At 32.7% G+C, this 18,470-nt stretch carries 17 protein-coding genes and 1 pseudogene; 6 read left to right on the forward strand and 12 right to left on the reverse strand.

From position 1 onward, the window contains the following. The first annotated feature begins 338 nt into the window (after positions 1-338). Entirely contained in the window at positions 339-1,271 is a 933-nt protein-coding gene (locus tag D0S48_RS02720) for an aldo/keto reductase (RefSeq protein WP_151109933.1), read from the forward strand. 18 nt (positions 1,272-1,289) lie between these two features. Further along, positions 1,290-2,441 (forward strand): acyl-CoA dehydrogenase family protein, encoded by a 1,152-nt coding sequence (locus tag D0S48_RS02725; RefSeq protein ID WP_151109935.1) that lies wholly within the window; start codon positions 1,290-1,292, stop codon positions 2,439-2,441. A 279-nt stretch (positions 2,442-2,720) separates the two neighbouring features. Here the strand turns inward: D0S48_RS02725 and D0S48_RS02730 are convergent, their stop codons facing one another. From D0S48_RS02730 to D0S48_RS02760, 7 genes and pseudogenes are all read right to left on the reverse strand, one after another. Then, the gene (locus tag D0S48_RS02730) at positions 2,721-3,188 is read right to left on the reverse strand and encodes a hypothetical protein (protein WP_151109937.1); all 468 of its coding nucleotides are present in this window, start codon (positions 3,186-3,188) and stop codon (positions 2,721-2,723) included. A 128-nt stretch (positions 3,189-3,316) separates the two neighbouring features. After that, positions 3,317-4,318: a phosphotransferase gene (locus D0S48_RS02735; RefSeq protein WP_151109939.1), complete on the reverse strand. Its 1,002-nt coding sequence runs from the start codon at positions 4,316-4,318 to the stop codon at positions 3,317-3,319. Positions 4,319-4,445: 127 nt separating this feature from the next. Then, on the reverse strand, positions 4,446-5,027 hold the full coding sequence (locus D0S48_RS02740; protein WP_151109941.1) for a GNAT family N-acetyltransferase: 582 nt from the start codon (positions 5,025-5,027) through the stop codon (positions 4,446-4,448). A gap of 342 nt (positions 5,028-5,369) precedes the next feature. Beyond that, positions 5,370-5,705 (reverse strand): hypothetical protein, encoded by a 336-nt coding sequence (locus D0S48_RS02745; RefSeq protein ID WP_151109943.1) that lies wholly within the window; start codon positions 5,703-5,705, stop codon positions 5,370-5,372. A gap of 218 nt (positions 5,706-5,923) precedes the next feature. Then, a complete protein-coding gene (locus D0S48_RS02750) occupies positions 5,924-6,538 on the reverse strand; it encodes an FMN-binding negative transcriptional regulator (protein WP_151109945.1) in 615 nt (204 codons plus the stop codon). Between the two features lie 300 nt (positions 6,539-6,838). Beyond that, positions 6,839-7,303 (reverse strand): annotated as a pseudogene (locus D0S48_RS02755) (alpha/beta hydrolase family protein); the annotation flags it as partial. A 173-nt stretch (positions 7,304-7,476) separates the two neighbouring features. Further along, positions 7,477-7,965 carry a hypothetical protein gene (locus tag D0S48_RS02760; protein ID WP_151109947.1) on the reverse strand — a complete coding sequence of 163 codons (489 nt, stop codon included), beginning with the start codon at positions 7,963-7,965 and terminating at the stop codon, positions 7,477-7,479. A 770-nt stretch (positions 7,966-8,735) separates the two neighbouring features. Between D0S48_RS02760 and secDF the strand changes: the two genes are divergently transcribed. Together secDF and D0S48_RS02770 are read left to right on the forward strand one after the other, a co-directional pair. After that, positions 8,736-11,006 (forward strand): protein translocase subunit SecDF, encoded by a 2,271-nt coding sequence (secDF, locus tag D0S48_RS02765; protein ID WP_151109949.1) that lies wholly within the window; start codon positions 8,736-8,738, stop codon positions 11,004-11,006. Between the two features lie 91 nt (positions 11,007-11,097). Then, complete coding sequence (locus D0S48_RS02770) at positions 11,098-11,526, forward strand: hypothetical protein (RefSeq protein WP_151109951.1); 429 nt, start codon at positions 11,098-11,100, stop codon at positions 11,524-11,526. Between the two features lie 206 nt (positions 11,527-11,732). Here D0S48_RS02770 and D0S48_RS02775 read toward each other — a convergent pair whose 3' ends face one another. After that, positions 11,733-12,017: a 3-isopropylmalate dehydrogenase gene (locus tag D0S48_RS02775; RefSeq protein WP_151109953.1), complete on the reverse strand. Its 285-nt coding sequence runs from the start codon at positions 12,015-12,017 to the stop codon at positions 11,733-11,735. 518 nt (positions 12,018-12,535) lie between these two features. Next, positions 12,536-13,135 (reverse strand): alpha/beta fold hydrolase, encoded by a 600-nt coding sequence (locus D0S48_RS02780; RefSeq protein ID WP_151109955.1) that lies wholly within the window; start codon positions 13,133-13,135, stop codon positions 12,536-12,538. A 623-nt stretch (positions 13,136-13,758) separates the two neighbouring features. On the opposite strand from D0S48_RS02780, the gene D0S48_RS02785 reads away from it, so the two are divergent. Both D0S48_RS02785 and D0S48_RS02790 read left to right on the forward strand, forming a co-directional pair. Then, positions 13,759-14,559 carry a nucleotidyltransferase domain-containing protein gene (locus D0S48_RS02785; protein WP_151109957.1) on the forward strand — a complete coding sequence of 267 codons (801 nt, stop codon included), beginning with the start codon at positions 13,759-13,761 and terminating at the stop codon, positions 14,557-14,559. Positions 14,560-14,867: 308 nt separating this feature from the next. After that, positions 14,868-15,674, forward strand: a complete 807-nt coding sequence (locus D0S48_RS02790; RefSeq protein WP_151109959.1) for an AAA family ATPase — start codon at positions 14,868-14,870, stop codon at positions 15,672-15,674. A gap of 847 nt (positions 15,675-16,521) precedes the next feature. On the opposite strand, the gene D0S48_RS02795 is transcribed toward D0S48_RS02790, so the two are convergent. The 3 genes from D0S48_RS02795 to D0S48_RS02805 all read right to left on the reverse strand — a co-directional run bounded on the left by D0S48_RS02795 (position 16,522) and on the right by D0S48_RS02805 (position 18,190). Further along, the gene (locus D0S48_RS02795) at positions 16,522-16,764 is read right to left on the reverse strand and encodes a hypothetical protein (protein WP_151109961.1); all 243 of its coding nucleotides are present in this window, start codon (positions 16,762-16,764) and stop codon (positions 16,522-16,524) included. A 165-nt stretch (positions 16,765-16,929) separates the two neighbouring features. Then, entirely contained in the window at positions 16,930-17,385 is a 456-nt protein-coding gene (locus D0S48_RS02800; protein WP_151109963.1) for a hypothetical protein, read from the reverse strand. 175 nt (positions 17,386-17,560) lie between these two features. Next, positions 17,561-18,190, reverse strand: coding sequence for a LysE family transporter (locus D0S48_RS02805; RefSeq protein ID WP_144537198.1), 630 nt, complete (start codon positions 18,188-18,190; stop codon positions 17,561-17,563). Between the last annotated feature and the right edge of the window lie 280 nt (positions 18,191-18,470).

Raw genomic sequence — 18,470 nt, forward strand, 5'->3', positions numbered from 1 at the left:
TTCGTCGACAGATCGATACATGCATAGATGTGTTCACTTTTAGAGTTAGCTACAGTGCCAAAATCTCATACCTCTAGATAACAAGACAGATTTTTCTCTATTTAAAATTTTTTTCATGACCATCTCTTATGCTCTTTAACTTCTGGTTATCTGAAATGTAATTTTTCCTCTTGTCCTCTAATATCCTTTTATTTTATTTCGACAAGAAAGTTTAAATATCCTCTTAAACGGCAATTTAACTAGCAGTACACTAGCAAGTAAAAGCTCTTTATTAGTACGTTGTGTAATTTATTGTTAAGATTAAATAGTCAAACATCTTGGAAAAGGAGAGGGTTTACTTGACTAAAAAAGTAGAAATCGGTAAAACTGGCTTACACGTCTATCCAGTAGGACTAGGAACAAATGCAGTTGGAGGCCATAATATATTCCCTAATTTAAATGATGAGGTTGGCAAAGAAATTGTGAGAACTGCTATACAAAATAATATTAACTTTATCGATACTGCATATATGTATGGTCCCGAACACTCCGAAAGGCTTATCGGAGAAGTGATAAAAGAAGGCGGTAAAAGAAGCGAACTAGTTTTAGCTACAAAGGGCGCACAGAAATATGTTGAAGGAAAGATGATTGTAGATAATTCACCTGCTTTTCTTAGAGAAAGCGTTGAAAATAGTTTAAAACGGTTACAAACTGACTATATCGATTTGTTTTATATTCATTTTCCAGATGAAGCTACACCTAAATATGAGGCAGTTGGAGAACTTCATAGAATGAAAGAAGAAGGTAAAATTCGTTCCATCGGTGTTTCTAATTTTTCATTAGAGCAGTTGAAAGAAGGAAATAAAGATGGCTATATTGATGTTCTTCAATCTGGCTACAACCTGCTTCAAAGAGATGCAGAACAAAATCTGCTCCCTTATTCAATCGACAATAATATTTCTTTTATACCCTATTTCCCTTTAGCATCTGGCTTACTCACTGGAAAATTTAATGTAAATAGTACCTTTGAGGATGGACGCTCAAAAAATCCTTTATTCCAAGGGGAAGCTTTTAAACAAAACTTAAGAAAGGTAGATGAATTGAAGACAATTGCTAATTCTAAAGACGTTGCTGTTTCTCATTTAGTATTAGCATGGTATTTAGCAAACGATGCAATCGATGTCGTAATACCAGGTGCTAAGAAAGCCGAACAGGTTTTGGAAAATTTAAAAACACAGGAAGTAAACCTCTCAAAAGAAGAGATAGAGAAAATAGATACCATATTTAAGTAAGAGAGGATGCAATAGTCAATGGATCAGTTTATAAAAACAGAGCAACAGTATGAATTATTATCTATAATTAATGATTTAAAACCAGTTTTCAGGCATCGAGAGCCTGACCTAGATAATTTAGGCTCTTTTCCCTTTGCCGACTTTCAAGACTTAAAGAATATAAATTATCATACGTTAACACTACCAGAGAAATATGGTGGTCAAGGGTTCGGTTTATATGAGTATATTCTTGCTCAGGAGGCAATTTCTGAAGGCAGTGGCTCCACAGGATTATCTATCGGCTGGCATAACGGAATTATTTTGGAGTATGCAGAAAATAACCATTGGAACAGAGAAACAGCAGAATGGCTGCTCGGGGAGATTGGTAAAGGAGCAATTATCAATAGTGCCGCAACTGAAAAGAATGCTGGCAGCCCTACACGTGGAGCACTTCCACGAACAACCGTAGTTCGTGATAAAAAGGAACTAATTATTAATGGAGAAAAGACCTTTACGTCCGCTTCACCTGTTTTGAATTATATTTTAGTAACATGTACGAATGAAGTTGGAATTATTGAAATGATTGTTATTCCCAAAGATAGTCCAGGAGTAACAATAGAAGAAACCTGGGATATGCTTGCTATGAGAGGAACTGCTAGTCACACTCTTATTCTAGAAAATGTAAGGGCTCCTGAAAGGAATATACTAAAAACCTTACCAGCTACAAGACCAGAGGCTAAAGGATGGATGCTTCATATTCCTGCCTGCTACATAGGAATTGCTGCAGCTGCGAGGAACTATGCAGTTGAATTTGCAGCTACATATACCCCTTCCTCCTTAGGAAAACCAATTGCAGAGACACCAAATATAAAACAAATTATAGGAGAAATGGAACTAGAGTTATCCATCGCAAGACATATGCTCTATGGAACGGCGGAAAGATATGAGCAGGCGGAAGATAAAACAACTCTCCAAGAATCACTAGATATTACTAAAATAGCTGTAACGAATGGCGCCATAAAAATAGTCGACTTAGCCATGAAAATTGTAGGCTCAAGAGCACTATCGCAGTCTAATCCAATGCATCGCTATTACATGAATGTGAGAGCAGGTTTGTACAATCCACCAATGGAGGACATGATAAAGGCTAAACTAGCGAGTGCGTCGATTAACGCCTTTCAAATAGATTAAATAGTATAAAACGAATGGATTTCAGATTGCAATTCATTCGTTTTTACTATTAACTCACAACCCAATAATGGATTTTTCTTCTCTTTTTCACGAAACATCCGCTAGCTCAATAAGGGATTTATTACTCATAAACTTTTACATAAACACTTCCAGATAGTCTAACTACAATATAAGCATCTTCCACATTCCACTTATAGGAAGCATCCTTTTTGTTGGACAGTGCTGATCAGCAACATTTCAACGATCTCTCACTCATGTACATCGGTAGTTGAAGAATAACTAGTTTCTCAAAAATACGATACTACCGCTTCTTTCTATTTTAAAATCTAAATGATCATTTTTTTGTAGCATAAAAACAGAATCACTATAATTACTAGATTTAAAAGATATACCATAACCGTTATTCTCAGGATACCCATATAAATAGCAAACCACTTTTCCATCATTCAAAAAAACAATTTGATTCATTCCTTCACTTACTGTTTCGCTGATAGTATCCCATTTATATCCTACTGTTTTATATATTTCATCTTTCGGGGTATATGGCTGAAAGGAATATACCAATTCCCACTCAAACGGTGTTATATCTAATAAATTTACTGTTTTATCAGAATGTTCAATTGATAACACTTTTTCTCTTAATAACGCTTCGTTTACATCCCATAAATCCTTCTTTAATAAATTAATTATGATTACAAGACACATTAACCCTATAGCAATAAATACTAATTTTTTTCTAGATTTCATACCTCTAGTCCCCCTCGAACAGAAAATTTTGGAACCGTAATTTACCTATTCTTTATAATTAGATATCCAAGAAAATTGTGCATCATTATTAAACTAAAATACAACGTTGGTGGAAAAAAAGTAATTTACTACTCTATTTCAAACAGAAAAGATTTTTTCACGAGAAAAGCACTACAATAATTTTGTGTAACATAGGGCATTCTCCGCTGTATCCATTCGTGAGATTCTTGGTTATTAACTACAAATCCAAAACCCCCAAAAATAGCTAAAAGAAAACCCGCACTTATTAGAATTTCGTCTTCTTCATTAAGATTTCTTAATGTTTTATATCCTTCTAACACTTTTTTTCTGTGATTAATTTTAAAGGTTGTGAGCGTAATGCCAATATCGAATAGATAATAACCATAACCTGAGAAACCAAAGTCAATAGGGATAACTGTATCATTATACACAATTATGTTTCCACCTTGTAGGTCAGCATGAATAATTCCCCAATTATTATTCGTTTTTGGTATTCTATCAAAAATAACTTTTATATATTTCAGTGTATCCAATATCACATCATATTGTTCAGGTGTAAATAAGTTAATTTCAACACCATACTGTAATCGATCAGTCAAATTCCTATACTTTTCAATATCGTAGACTGGGCGGATAAATGGTTGTGGAATAATCCAGTTATTTGAGAAATTATGTATTTTAGCTAATACAACTCCTACTTCATAAGAAATATTTTTTGAATTTATTTCCACCCCAGTATATACATCACCATCTTTCCAAGTGAGGAGTGTTGCCAAATGAATTAAATTATTATCAGTATCAACAATTGTAGTAACCAAGTTTCCTTTTTTGTTTTTAATTGGTTGTTGTAAAGTTAAAGAGGTTTGTTCGTTTAAACTATTTAGCAATTCCACTTCCGAGTTTAGTCCTTCAAAGGTATGCTGTACACCATATAGCCCAGGAGTAATAGGAGAATGAATCCGCAAAACATAACAATTGTTATTTTCATTATTTTCTATTTTTAATGTGATATTGTCGTTTTGTCTTATAAATATTGATGAAAAATCAGTAATCCCATAATGTCCTAAAGCAACTTCAATGAGTTTGTCGTAATCAATTGTATTTTTCATATAGGTGTTCTCCTTATTCTCCAAAATAAGAGATTACTTCTTCAGCGAACCTGATACGTAGTTCAAAAAAATAGCTTTACTTCTTCTTGAAGTAAAGCACCTGTAAGTTGAAAAAGAAATTTTATCTTCAAGTTCGAGTTTCATTGGAATAATTAAACTCTTCCTTTAAGATAGAGTACATTTTTAAATCTCGATGCATTCCTTTCACAAATATACCTTTTCTAATGATCCCTTCAAAAGACATTCCTGCTTTTTCCATTACTCGTGCTGATCCGATATTTTCTACATCACACCTTGCTTGTATACGAACTAAATCCATTTTTTCAAAACCAAATTTTATTATTTCTTTCGCTACTTCACTAGTTAAACCTTTTCTCCAATAATCTTTTGAAATAACGTATCCGATTTCAGCAGTTTTATTATTTGGTTGCCACCAAACAAAATCGATAGTCCCGATAAATTTTCCATTTTCCTTGCATTCAATTCCCCACGGTGAAACCTGCTTGTTTTCATATTTGTTCAATACAAATTCAACAAAGCCTTTTGTATCAGATATCGTTTCATGGGTATTCCAAGTTACATACTTAGATACTTCTTCATCTGAACCATATAGATACATATCTTGAATATCTTCTAAAGTGACTTTTCTAAGAATAAGACGTTCTGTTTCTAAGATAGGTAAATCACCATATATTTTCTCCACATTCATTTAATCCCCTCCACTATTTTCTTGCTGAGAATACAACTTCTATAAAGAAGTTGTCTATCCCTCCTTCAACTACACTGCTGCTTTAGTTGAATAAGAAAATAGAGTTCCCAGTTATAAGGTCGGTTTAAAGACAAAATCTTTCTTTTTTTATAACATTTTCTGGGGTTGCAAAATAGTATGGGGCGGGCGGAAAGGTAACTAATGGAGAGCAACAGAGTTTCATCTCTTTCCTCTTTTTCATTACGATTAAGCAGGACTCTTTTTAAGTATTGTCATTAAAGAAATTACTTTTCAAGGTAGTTCAATAAGGAATTTCATCTAACTCCGAAACTTTTCCAAAGTTCATTCCATATATGCTTTATATAACTTGTCACTAACTTTAATAGCTATTGCCTCTTCGATATCAGTATTAATTATTTTAAAAATTTTACTGGGGCTTTTATATGGGTTTTCGTCTTCAGAGTACGACACAATTTCTTGTATTCGAGTGATCTTGCCTATTTGTACTTCAACCTCGTTAGTAGCTAAAACTTCATCGGTCATTAAATAGGTTAAATTTTCTATTTTAATTTTGGCGGGTGTAGTGTTAGTAAATTCAGCATTGCTTATTTTGTTCGTATTACATCCTGAAAGCAAAATAGAAACAAAAATAATACCTATTTTTATTGCTTTCCTCAATGTAACCGCCCCTTTCTACACAATTTACATTCAATGAATCCCCAAATGATATGACTTTAACGTACATTTAAAATACCTTCTTATTGAACTAACCCTGCACGATTTGTAAAACACCCTATGTCTATAATTCTATTAAATTGGGAATAATCCTTCGCTCACTTGACTAAACCATCCATTAGTATAAGAGAAATCTACACAAACCATCTTCTTAATTCCTCTTATTTTTTATTATTTTTCATCGCTTTCGCCAATTGATGAGAATTCAAATCTTCTTCCTTCTGTAGTTGTTCAATGATGTTGCGGTAATCCTCTTCATTTCGATTCTGGCTTAATTTATAAGCAGCTTGAACTTCTTGTACTTTAATCTTAAATCCCACAATACCTTTAAGTTCCCTTTCCAATAGCCCCGGTGAAAGTTTGTCCCATAAAATTGGATTTTTCCGATGTTTTTCATATTTTTCTAGTAACATAACCAGGTCATGTTCTAACTCGTCTTGCTCTAAAACAATCGGTTTTCCATATACATGTACGGCTTGGTAATTCCATGTTGGAACATTTTCATGACCATACCATGAAGAAGTAATATACGCATCCGGCCCCTGGTAAATTACAAGTGCGGTCTCACATGCTTCGAATGTTCTCCACTGAGGATTCCCGTATGCCATATGTCCGGTAATATAATATTCATCGCCTTTTTTTCTATACTCCAAAGGTATATGTGTGGCAATAGGTTTCCCTTGTTTTGTTGTAACGAGTGTTCCAAAAGAGTTCGTTTGAATAAACTCTTTGACTTCATCCATGTCTGTGACTTTAAAATATTTAGGTATAAACATATTTAAACTACTCCTTTATTGTTTTTATAAGTAACCTACTACACAATTTGACATCCCAAAATACTATTTTTGAAACTATTTCAAACCAGATCCAACTGTTACTAGATCAATTTCATAGTATTAAAAATGGTAAATTGGGCTTTTTCATAAGTCCATAATAGCGCTCTTTGACTAGAAGACTTTATAAATAATGGCCTTTCCACTACTCTCCCATTGAACAAGGAAAACTGCCACAAAATGAAAGAGAGCTGTAATCACAGGTTAAATAAGAAAAAACAATTCTCTATGAAGATTGTTTTATCATTTTACATCCTCTGATAATATCTTTTTTTCTCCAAGAATATAGTGTGAAAACCACATCAAATTCTGCTTCATAATAGCCACATTAATTCCTGGTTGGTCTGAACTATATGCCATTCCTTTAAATATAATTAATTCTGTATCAACTTCCATATCCCTTAATCCTTGATATAGCTCATATGCATTAGGAATTGGAACTCTTGCATCCTTTTCTCCATGTTGGATTAAAGTGGGGGTACAGGCTGATTTAATATATGTCATTGGTGACGTTTTAGTATATATCTCAGGATCATTCCATGGATTATTTCCTAAATACATCCTAATAAAATAAGGGATATCGGTATTTACATAATGTGTACTCCAATTAGTAATTCCGCCTCCAACCGAAACAGCTTTAAACCTACGACTAAATGTAGAACAGAAAGCTGATATATATCCCCTATTGCTCCATCCCATAACTCCTACTGGATGAAACAAATTTGATGGATTTAACTATTTTAATTGTAATGGAACTTGTTTATAATTTGATGTTCATATATTACTTTAAGAAGGTTTTTAACTAATGTAACCTTTAAGGTGCTTTTTATTGCATGAATTATTCTGATAGCTTAGTGATTAATTATTGAATAATTCATTATTCAATAGTTAATTTCATCTGGACCATATTGAGTCCAACCATTATAACCTCTATATTCAAACTTTAAAAATCCATGAGGTTTTACTTCATAGATATCTAAAACAATGACAGCTTTTTTAGGTTCTACAGTATAAAAATAAGCTAAACTATTCACTGCTTTTCCACCATTATCAATGTAATAATGTAAATACAAGCTTGTATCACTTGATTTTATCTCTTTGCTGCTCCCAGTTATTTGGGTTGATTCTCCAGCTTTTAGACTTTTTATCATTCCTACTTCTTTAAAATCCAACTGATTGACGCTATATGAAAATATAAGATCAGATAGATTTTGATCACTATAATTATTTACCTCAATAGTAACACCATTATCATATTTCCTATACTCCCCTTGATCAATCATCTCCCAAATGTAAAAAAATAAATATACACATATTACATTCATAACAACCGCCAACGCTATAAGGAGAGCTTTATTTCTTTTCTTCAAAATAACACCACTTCCTAGGAAAGATTACAACCAAAAAACATCGTAATTATCACTTAACCTCCTAAAACAAACTGCCTCAGTTAGTTTAAGAAGAATTTCTCACTGTTCTTTCTTTTCTTACGGTAAAAGAAACGCCATAAATAAAAGATAGACCATGCTATTACTAACAATAAAAAAGGAATATACTGATATTTTTGTTGCCATTAAAATATAAAGATACTTCCTATTATAAACGTCGGTAACATCACATAAAACCATATTCTTACTTCCTTATTTTTAAAACTTAATTCAAATCGTTCACTCATATACTCCCTCCACTTAAAACTGTGTACTAACCTTCCTTTAATACGTTTAAAATAAATTTAGGTTGCAATTTTACTCATTTTTCCCATTTTTATTTAAAAAATCCAGTTTGTTTTTAAGCTTAGCTTCTGCTTAGGTCAATAAATAATGCTTTACTCCCTCTCGAAGTAAAGTACTCGGTAAACAACAAAAAGAGTTTATTTTCTTGGATTAACTCACTTTCTAGTTTATTTATTCTGTAAAGTAAAATTGACTCTTTTTTCAATGTGTTTCATAATGAAATTGTTGTATCTTTACTTTAAATCCATAAGTTGGACATCATTTATGCATATCAGGCGCAAACATTAAAAGGTTATCTTTAAAAGTTGTTGTATGTAACTCGGTTATCAAATAAATGTGACGGTCTTAAGCTGCGCTCGTTTGTTATAGATTTGTGCGTTACTTAAAGCGAGGAGGAAGAATTACATATGAAGACAAGATGGCGTATTGTCGCATTTTTCCTTGTTATCGTAGTCTTAGGTGCTTCTATGAGCACGACGACAAAGGGAATCTTAAACGATATTAAATTAGGTTTAGACTTACAAGGTGGATTTGAAGTTTTATATCAAGTTGAGCCACTGAAAGATGGTCCCAAAATAACCGAAAAGGATGTAGCGGCTACTGCAAATGCGCTTTTAAATCGTATTGACGTATTAGGTGTTAATGAGCCGGTTATTGAAGTAGAAGAAGGAAATCGAATTCGCGTTCAATTAGCCGGCGTTGATGATGAAGGCTCTGCACGTAAATTATTATCAACAGAAGCAAATTTAACATTCCGTGACGCTGATGATAACTTAATGCTTGATGGGAATGACTTGAAAGAGGGCGGTGCAAATGATTCTTTCGATCAAAATGGAGCACCTATCGTGTCATTACAATTAAAGGATGCAAATAAATTTGCACAGGTAACACAAGATATTCTTACTAAAGCTCCAAACAACGTCCTTGTCATTTGGTTAGACTTTGAAGAGGGTGTTGATTCTTTCAAAGAAGAAGTATCAAAAGAAAAACCTAAATTTGTATCTGCACCTCAAGTAAGTAAAGTTTTGAATACTTCAGAGGTTCAAATTTCAGGTTCCTTCACAGTTGAAGAAACAAAGAACTTAGCGGGAGTTTTAAATGCAGGTGCTTTACCTGTTAAACTAACTGAAGTTTATTCGACATCCGTAGGGGCACAATTCGGTGAACATGCATTATCATCGACGGTACAGGCAGGAATTATTGGAGCAGTACTAATTTTACTATTCTTGATGTTCTACTATCGTCTACCAGGAATTGTAGCAAATCTTACGTTAGTTGTTTATGTCTATTTAAATTTATTAGTATTTGATTGGATTAACGGAGTTCTTACGTTGCCTGGAATTGCTGGGCTTGTCTTAGGGATTGCAATGGCAGTTGATGCGAATATCTTAACTGCTGAAAGAATTCGAGAAGAAATTCGAATTGGTAAAACCGTTAAACAAGCATTCGAAGAAGGAACAAAATCGTCATGGTCTGCCATTCTTGATGCGAATGTAACTTCACTAATTGCAGCAGTCGTATTGTTCTACTTCGGTACAAGTTCTGTAAAAGGATTTGCAACGATTTTAATTATCAGTATTTTAGTTAGCTTCATTACTGCTGTGTGGGGATCTCGAGTTTTACTTGGCTTACTTATTCGAAGTGGATATTTCGATAATAAAATTGGTTGGTTCGGTGTTAGGAGTTCAAAAGTTCATTCGATCGAAGAAAATATCAGCTCACTTGATCTTTCAACAAATTTTGATAGATTTGACTTCGTGCACTCACGTAAACGATATTTCACCTTCTCGATTATTTTTATTTTAATTGGAGTAATTATATTAAGTATATTTAAATTAAACTTAGGCATTGACTTTGCCAGTGGAACACGAGTTGAGGTATTAACAAACGAGTCACTAACTGAAGAGCGAGTCTTAAATTATATGGAAGACTTAGGTTATCCATCTGACGATATTGTTATTTCTGGTGATACGAAAAATATCGCCGCTGTTCGTTATGTAGATGAGTTTTCTCAAGAAGAAATTTTGAAATTGAAAAAAGAAATGAAGACTGAGTTTGGAATTGAGCCAAATATAAGTGCAGTTTCAAATACAGTCGGTAAAGAACTTATAAGAAACGCGATTTATGCATTAATCTATGCAGCAATTGGAATTATTATCTATGTAGCAATTCGTTTTGAATGGAGAATGGGGATTGCTTCGATCCTTGGTGTTTTACACGATATCATTCTCATGGTAGCAATTTTCAGTTTTACTCGTTTTGAAGTTGACTTAACCTTTATTGCTGCTGTTCTAACGATTGTCGGGTACTCGATAAACGACAAAATCGTAACGTTCGACCGCATACGTGAGAACTTAAATCGAGTGAAGAAAATTAATAATGAAAATGAGTTAGCGGAAATTGTAAATAAATCACTTCGTCAAACGCTTGCTCGTTCAGTAAACATTGTGTTGAATATTGCATTTGTTGTTGTTTCCCTACTTCTATTTGGTGCAGAGGCAATTCGAAACTTCTCATTTGCACTGTTCTTAGGTTTATTGGCAGGAACATATTCATCCATTTATATCTCTGCACAGCTTTGGTTTGTCATTATGAAACGAAGCATGAAGAAAAAAGGTGGAGAAATAGACGTCGAGCAAAAGAAAAAACAATGGGGAATAGACGAACCGGTTGTATAACAGTTTGGACACGAAAAGAACGGGTATTATGCCTGTTCTTTCTTTGCTCATTTTTTTCATATCACCATATTAATTCAAGGGGGGTAATCTCATGAAAAAGGTAATTGGATTAAGTTTTATTCTTTCTGCTGGTATCACATTACCTGGATGTTCAGGTATAATAGAAAATTCTATAGATTCAAGTGAAAGAGCTAATTATGAAATTGCTATTAAACAAGAAACTGGAAACGGAAGTATTGAATTATTAACACCAACTATTACAACAAAAGATAATCAATTAAAATTTATGACGGAGGGTATTGATGAAAATAAAGTGACTTTTATTTTTGTTGCCAATAAAAAAGTATTTGAACAAAAAATTAAAAATGATGAACCCTATGAACTTGACATTCAGGGTATCAAAGATGCTCATAGGACGGACTACAGGCCAAAAGTTCAACTTTGGCAAACTACCGATGATACTGAAAACGGAGATATATTAATCTTTAAACAAGTTAGATATACAGTTAAAAAAGATTAGTTTTATTGTATAAAAAAAGAATATAACAGATTAATTTTCGTAATAAATGATGTTATTACAGTTTGGAAATGCTCAAATAAGGTTGCTCAGCATCGAATTTTGATGCTCTTTTTTGACGCTTTTTGTGTCAAATGCAACATAAAAGTATTGATCCTGTTTACCTGAAGCGCCACGATAGTTGAATATATAATCGTGAATTAGATTTTTCAGTTACTAAATTTCTTAATTAAAGTTACTAAAATTGCAATAAAAAAAACGATACCACTATTTACTATTAGATATTGTCCTAGTTGCAAACCATAAAATATTGCAAAAGCATCACGAATCATAAATACTGCTATTGCACCACCGATTCCCCCAAATAAAACTGCTAATAACAAAATTATAAAAGCGGCAAAATATAAATTTTTCTTTTTTTTATATGATAGAAATCCGATAATATTTGCACTTACCATAAAAAAGCCCATAAGTATTAAGAAAAAATTAGTCATTTAACTCCCTCTTTTCTCTAATATGATAAAAATGTCTAATCTCTAATTCATTTTCATGAATTATAATATGTAATTTCACAATTTCCCAAACCACAAAAGCCCACTTACGGTTTAACATCAAATATACTTCTTTGTTATTATGCTTCTTCTTCCAACCATGTGAATCTCAAGCATCCTTTAGTTGAACTAGAATCATATGCATGATTACTTTTAAACCGATAAATGAAATAGTTATACCTATTTTTTTTACCACATAAATAGCTAAGTCCTGCTGAGATAGATTTTTGCTGTATTTCCTATTGCTATTGGAGTGCCTAAATTCATTAATTCTCTCTCCTTAAATTTTTTCTTAACCACAAAAGTATTATAATTTTTCGCCTTCTAACTCTTGAAGTGCTAATTTTAATTACATACGCCTTTGGTTAAACAAGGATTTGACGCAATATATTTCACCATAAATCCTCGCTAACGTCGATTTACTTGTTGCGCCCGTTTATTCTAGATGAAGTTAATTGGAATTAAAGTAAATTTTGAAAGAAAAGCACCATTTGGATAGATGCTTTTTGTGCTGACTCCTTGTTATAATTAGAAGAATAAGGGTCACCAAATCCATGTTGACCACTAAATTTAAATATCTTAATTTTTCTTTTATCTAAAACTGAAATTAACTCATCGACATTAAATGATTTTTCTTCTAGTGGAAAGAATAGCATTGTTGGTGATTTCGGTGTAATGCTTACAAAGTTTCTAATACGTGAACCGTAGTACCCAACTATTGCATCAACAGACTCTTCCTCACTACATAACCAAGCTAAAGTGGCACCAACACTAAACCCAACAACATATATTCTTTTGTATTTATTTTTAATATCCAATAATACAGCTTTTATTTTACGTAATGCATTTTCAAAACCTACGTTCTCCATAAAATGATGATAAGCTAATTCTTCTTGAGAATAATCAAAAGGTACATCACTTCCTAATAAATTTGGACAAATAACATCAAAATTCTGTTCTGATAAAAATTCACAAAAACTTTTCATATGTTGGTTAATACCATATATTTCGTGTATTAAAATAATTGCAGTATCAGACTTTGTATGCTTTAATTCAATCATTTGTTCCTCCTGAAAAGCTATTCTTATTAGAGAATTTAATAAGATATTATATCATTGCTTCTTCAACTAAACTGCACCGTTTGTTCAATAAAAAAGGCTTTACTCCTTCTTTAAGTAAAGCACACTTTAGTTCAACAAGATATTATTCAAATGTAATCAATTGAAATAACTCCATCTCTAATTGTTATAAAATTCTTATTATACTTGGATGTTAACTAAAGGATTATTTTAGTTGAATAATGATAAAACTATCTGATTGTAATTTTATTAGACGAATTAGAAAAGTTTCATTATGTAATATTAGCAATGAATGATGAACAAAAAGTGTGGAAAAGATTGTTTGGTTGCTAAAAAACTAAAAGATTTGTATTCGGAGTCACAGTAACCTTCTATACCGATTATCTGTGCCAAAATTTTTTATTTGAGCTGTTTTTTACCAAAACAGAATGGAACAACGTTTAGATGGGTTTATTTTTTTTATTTTACAATCTTATATATAGTAGTTAGAAATATGAGGTGCTTTAATGTTAGCAATCTACTAATATAAAAATGGTTTACATCCTATAAATACCCTATAATTGGGACCATACAAAAAAATAAAAAGAGATGGGAAGAAATCCAAAATGAATACTATTAATGACATGATTATGAAGATTTCATCTGTATTTTCTCAGTTAGAAGAAGTGGAAGGTGTTGTGCTCTCTGGCTCTCTTTCAACAAATAGCCAAGATGAACATTCTGATATAGATTTGTATATATATAGTGATCAAGAAATCCCTACCAGCATTCGCATAAAATTGTTAGAACCGTTTTCTGATTATATGGAGATTAATAACCAGTATTGGGAAACAGAAGATGATGGAACGCTAAATGAACCCAATATTGGTATAGAAATTATATATAGAAATTATGCTGGCATTGAGAATGAACTTATGAAAACGGTAGTGAATTTCCAGGCTCAAGTCGGTTACTCCACTTGCTTATGGAGTAATTATTTAAATTCCAAAATACTATATGACCAAAATGGTAAATTAAAGAAACTACAGGATAAAATTAACGTAGCCTTTCCAGAAGAATTAAAAGAAAATATCCTTAACAAAAATTACCCTTTATTGCGAGACAGTGTTACATCCTACTATTGTCAAATCGAGAAAGCTCTAAAAAGAAAAGACTATATAAGTATAAATCATAGGGTTGCTGCATTACTTGCAAGTTACTTTGATATCTTATTTGCGATTAACGAGTTGCCACACCCTGGAGAAAAGAAGTTAATTAAGATCGCACAAAAAACATGCAAATATCTACCAGACAAGATGGAAGAAAACATAATCATGATTCTTAGCTACAATACCATAACACTATTAAATGCCATAAATGAACTGGTTGACAATTTAGACAAACTGTTAAAAAGTAATAACTTATAACCTTATCGAGTTGAGGTCCAGTTGATCAATAATTAATACAAAGTAAAAAACTGGCTGTTAGAATTGAGAATCTATTGTGTTTAAAAGCAGCTAATAGAAATTTAATAAGTATCCATCATCGTGCGCTTTAGTTAGTCTAATACAACCCTGTAATACCTCAAAGACTTAGGTTTTCCTATACTTTAGGAGAATAAGCATTTATGAAAAACATAATCAACCCTCACACTAAATTTCTGGAACCGTGGTAAATAATAATAAAATAATTTTGATTTTAGCTATTCATTTTTCCAAAAGGAAGGTTTACCCATATGATATATCTGAAAAGCTTCAAACTTCCTCCACATACAGTCGAGAATCCAAATGCCTATCCATACAATGTGTTTAGAAAAATAACTGGAGAAGTGTTAATCTTCAATAACATTACAGTATTGTATGGTAACAACGGTTCTGGTAAGTCCACTCTGTTAAATTTAATGGCAAACAAGCTGAAAATTACAGGGGCTGAGGAAATCACAAATAATATCTATAACAAATACCCGTTAGATTACATTTCGGATTGTTCTTACGGCCTAGGTGAAAATAAGAGTGACGGAGAGTCAGATCGAATACCGCATAGTTTGTACATCAAAAGCGAAGATATTTTATATGAGATCAAGAAGATTCAGCAGGAGGCAGTTCTTAAGGAAGGTTACCTGTACCAACACTCTCGATTGGGATATACTAAGGAGCATTTGGAAAAGTTGAAACATTCTTCAGAGATGTACAAACAAATCGAGATTATGAAGTTTTCTAATGAAAAGTATTCTAACGGTGAGACATCCATCCAGATATTTGATGAGTATCTAGTCCCAAATGGATTATACTTGCTCGATGAACCTGAAACATCTCTTTCACCTACAAACCAAATTCAGCTGGCAGAAGAAATCAATAAACTGGCAAGATTTTTTAACTGTCAGTTTATTATAGCGACACACTCTCCATTTATGTTGGGAACACTAGATGCTAAAATTTATAGTCTTGACGCACCCATTTTGAGAACATATATATGGACTGAACTTGAAAACGTAAGATTTTTCTACGACTTTTTCAAAAATCGTAAGAATGAATTTGAATAATCAGCAGAAACATCTATGGACACTTCAGAACGCATATAATAGCCAACAAACAATCTTATAATCTTCTAATTCGTTTGCCAAGGTCATTATACGAATTTCCAACTGAACTGGAACTAGCGCTTAGAGGCTCATCAACGACTTTTGGTAAAAACCATTCTAACTCATATAGAATTTCTTACTGAACAGGTGCTAAATCAAGAGGTGGCTACTAGACTATCCTCCCACCAAGAAGATATCGAGAAGGTTGGACTCCATTCCCGACATCGCCACTCGAATGGCTGAGCAAACCTTAGCCAAAGTTGCTACGGATATCGTGAAACAATTCTCTATCGTCGTTCATTTGTGTTCTTGAGCTGGGTTAGTACCAGGACATAACGAGAGTGCCGTTAAGTGATAATCAACCAAAAAAAAGGTAACAAATACTTGAAATCTGCAATATGCAGTGACCTAAAGAAATAAGACAAATAAAAACACCTTTCCTTGAAAATCGGGTATAACAATACCTAACTTATCTACGTGGAGGTGTTTTTCTATGGGAAAAAGATAAGTTATCTAGCTGAACTAAAAATGAAGGCCATCTAAATGAGATTGGACGGAATGCAAGTTAAGCAAGTCGAATATGGCCTGTTACCATGTCTAATAACATGAAAGAAAGATTACCACATGGCCTCTCTTACTATACGGAGCATATACCTTTCCAATAATCGCTAAAAGTACTCTAATCGATTTAATTCCATTATCCAAAAATTTCGTCCCCTACACTCACTCCCTCCATCATTCTCCCCCCTCGAGTTAGTTGGATAAAATAAAAAGAACGCCTCCTGTGGACGTTCCTCTGCTGATACACTTATTTGTTTTTAATATAGTCCATACCTTGCGCTGTTATCGCTAAAACTAGGTTATCTGACCCTTGCCCGTTATCTATGGCATATTCCTTTTCAATAAGGTATTCAATAGCTTGTTTGCTATTGAGATCAGTATTTACCATTGCTTTAGGTAATACATAGCTTCCTCCATTATTAGCAAAATGATACTCATACAGACTTTGTAACAATACATCCGATAGTTTGTTTATTTCTTCGTTAGTCAAGAATGATCCCTCCTCAATAATCAATATACATCACAAGAGAAAAAAATTCTTTATTTTTGCTTTCTCCATATAATGTTAATCATACAATGAGAAATAGTACCAAACCGTATGTTGACCAATATTGTTTACTAATTAGCTCATAAAACTAAACACATCATAAGTTAGTTATTGTGTTCCATGTTTATCTAAAGCAAAGGAAGCACGCCTTCGCACATACTCCTGTTCATCATTTAGAAAATCACTTAAATACATTCTTATCAATAAGTTATCTCCCTTGATTTCTCCGAGACCATAAGCAACTTGCCATTTTGCATCGGCATCACTATAAATTAAAGCATACTTAGTTAATGATAAAAGTTGATTAGGTATGTCTATAAGGTTTTCTATGATATTCTCGACTTCATTATCTCTTGCTAGTATATAAAGAAAATCTTCAATAAGTTCTTCGTTCCATCGCTCAACTGATAACTCTTTAAGTAAATTTCCTGTGTCGTGGTATTGCCAGTTCCAGTTTGGGTATTCTGTTTCCCATTCTTCAGAGGATTTATCAGTTTTGCGAGCCCATCTTTTAAAATCAGAAACTCCATTTTTAAAGAGTAATACAAGTTCCTCTTCTCCCATTCCATACATACCTCATCTTCTTCATATTTTCATTGCAAAAAGTTTATCAGCTTGTTCAACTAACCTGTAACATTTCACAGTGGTTCAACGAATTCTACTTGTTATTTATAATGTAAAAATAGACCATCGATAATGATGGTCTTGTGTAACTTCAGCACCCGTTCGTGAAAAAGTATTATATATATAACTTCAAACTTTGAATGAACTCATAAACAAAATATCCCGCAAAACCTATTAATAATATCCCCGATATTATTGTTAACCATTTAATCATATTTCTATTTAGTGCTTTCCTTGTAATCGATATAATAGTGAGTAATCCAATGTCGTGTAGCAATATTCCACTTAAAATTCCTAATGCAACAATGAAAAAATGACTTTCATCGCTGGCATAGTTTTTAGCAAGTACTACTCCAAATACATTTACCCAAAAAACTAGATTCCCTGGAGATATGGCCACAAGAAGTCCGTTCTTAAATGAACTAAAAAAAGACTTTGTTACTTTTTCTCCAGATAAAGTAATATCTTTATCAGCATTTTTAATTGAATCGTAACCTATGTACAATAAAAACAGAGCTCCAATAAGCCACATCGGAATTTGGATAATAGGCAGCGCTAAGATAGAAGCAAGTCCTGTTGATAGTAAAATGATTAGCACAAAATCAATTGTCATACCACCTAACCCTACTGCCCATCCATGTATAAATCCATTTTTCAATCCTTGCTTCGTCATTTCGACTGTAATTGCGCCTACAGGCATTGCAATGGCAAGTCCCACCATTACATAAGCAAAATACAAACTCACAATGAACACTTCTCTCAAAAGTAAAAATAAATACCCTCATATGTCCGTTTATATGAATTATTATACAGAATAAAGCATATTATATTCAACCTCTTATACTAAACTTTTTCGTTAGTAGAATTTTAATATTTCACACTGATAAACAAATCATCGAAATGAAACACATCTTCAATTAAAAATCACAATCTCAGTTATACTTCTACTTTTCAAAATTTCATATTTACTTATGCACCTATAATAGAACTAGAATGTTGGGAACAACTATTAATGCTATAGACCT

The organism is Psychrobacillus sp. AK 1817, from assembly GCF_008807035.1.
GTDB lineage: Bacteria > Bacillota > Bacilli > Bacillales_A > Planococcaceae > Psychrobacillus > Psychrobacillus faecigallinarum.

Bases quoted from the DNA above. Each gene is read 5' to 3' on its own strand.
- D0S48_RS02725 (WP_151109935.1), top strand. From the start codon at position 1,290: ATGGATCAGTTTATAAAAACAGAGCAACAGTATGAATTATTATCTATA.
- D0S48_RS02800 (WP_151109963.1), bottom strand. From the start codon at position 17,385: ATGGGAGAAGAGGAACTTGTATTACTCTTTAAAAATGGAGTTTCTGAT.
- D0S48_RS02735 (WP_151109939.1), bottom strand. From the start codon at position 4,318: ATGAAAAATACAATTGATTACGACAAACTCATTGAAGTTGCTTTAGGA.
- D0S48_RS02775 (WP_151109953.1), bottom strand. From the start codon at position 12,017: ATGACTAATTTTTTCTTAATACTTATGGGCTTTTTTATGGTAAGTGCA.
- D0S48_RS02770 (WP_151109951.1), top strand. From the start codon at position 11,098: ATGAAAAAGGTAATTGGATTAAGTTTTATTCTTTCTGCTGGTATCACA.
- D0S48_RS02740 (WP_151109941.1), bottom strand. From the start codon at position 5,027: ATGAATGTGGAGAAAATATATGGTGATTTACCTATCTTAGAAACAGAA.
- secDF (WP_151109949.1), top strand. From the start codon at position 8,736: ATGAAGACAAGATGGCGTATTGTCGCATTTTTCCTTGTTATCGTAGTC.
- D0S48_RS02780 (WP_151109955.1), bottom strand. From the start codon at position 13,135: ATGATTGAATTAAAGCATACAAAGTCTGATACTGCAATTATTTTAATA.
- D0S48_RS02785 (WP_151109957.1), top strand. From the start codon at position 13,759: ATGAATACTATTAATGACATGATTATGAAGATTTCATCTGTATTTTCT.
- D0S48_RS02750 (WP_151109945.1), bottom strand. From the start codon at position 6,538: ATGTTTATACCTAAATATTTTAAAGTCACAGACATGGATGAAGTCAAA.
- D0S48_RS02730 (WP_151109937.1), bottom strand. From the start codon at position 3,188: ATGAAATCTAGAAAAAAATTAGTATTTATTGCTATAGGGTTAATGTGT.
- D0S48_RS02790 (WP_151109959.1), top strand. From the start codon at position 14,868: ATGATATATCTGAAAAGCTTCAAACTTCCTCCACATACAGTCGAGAAT.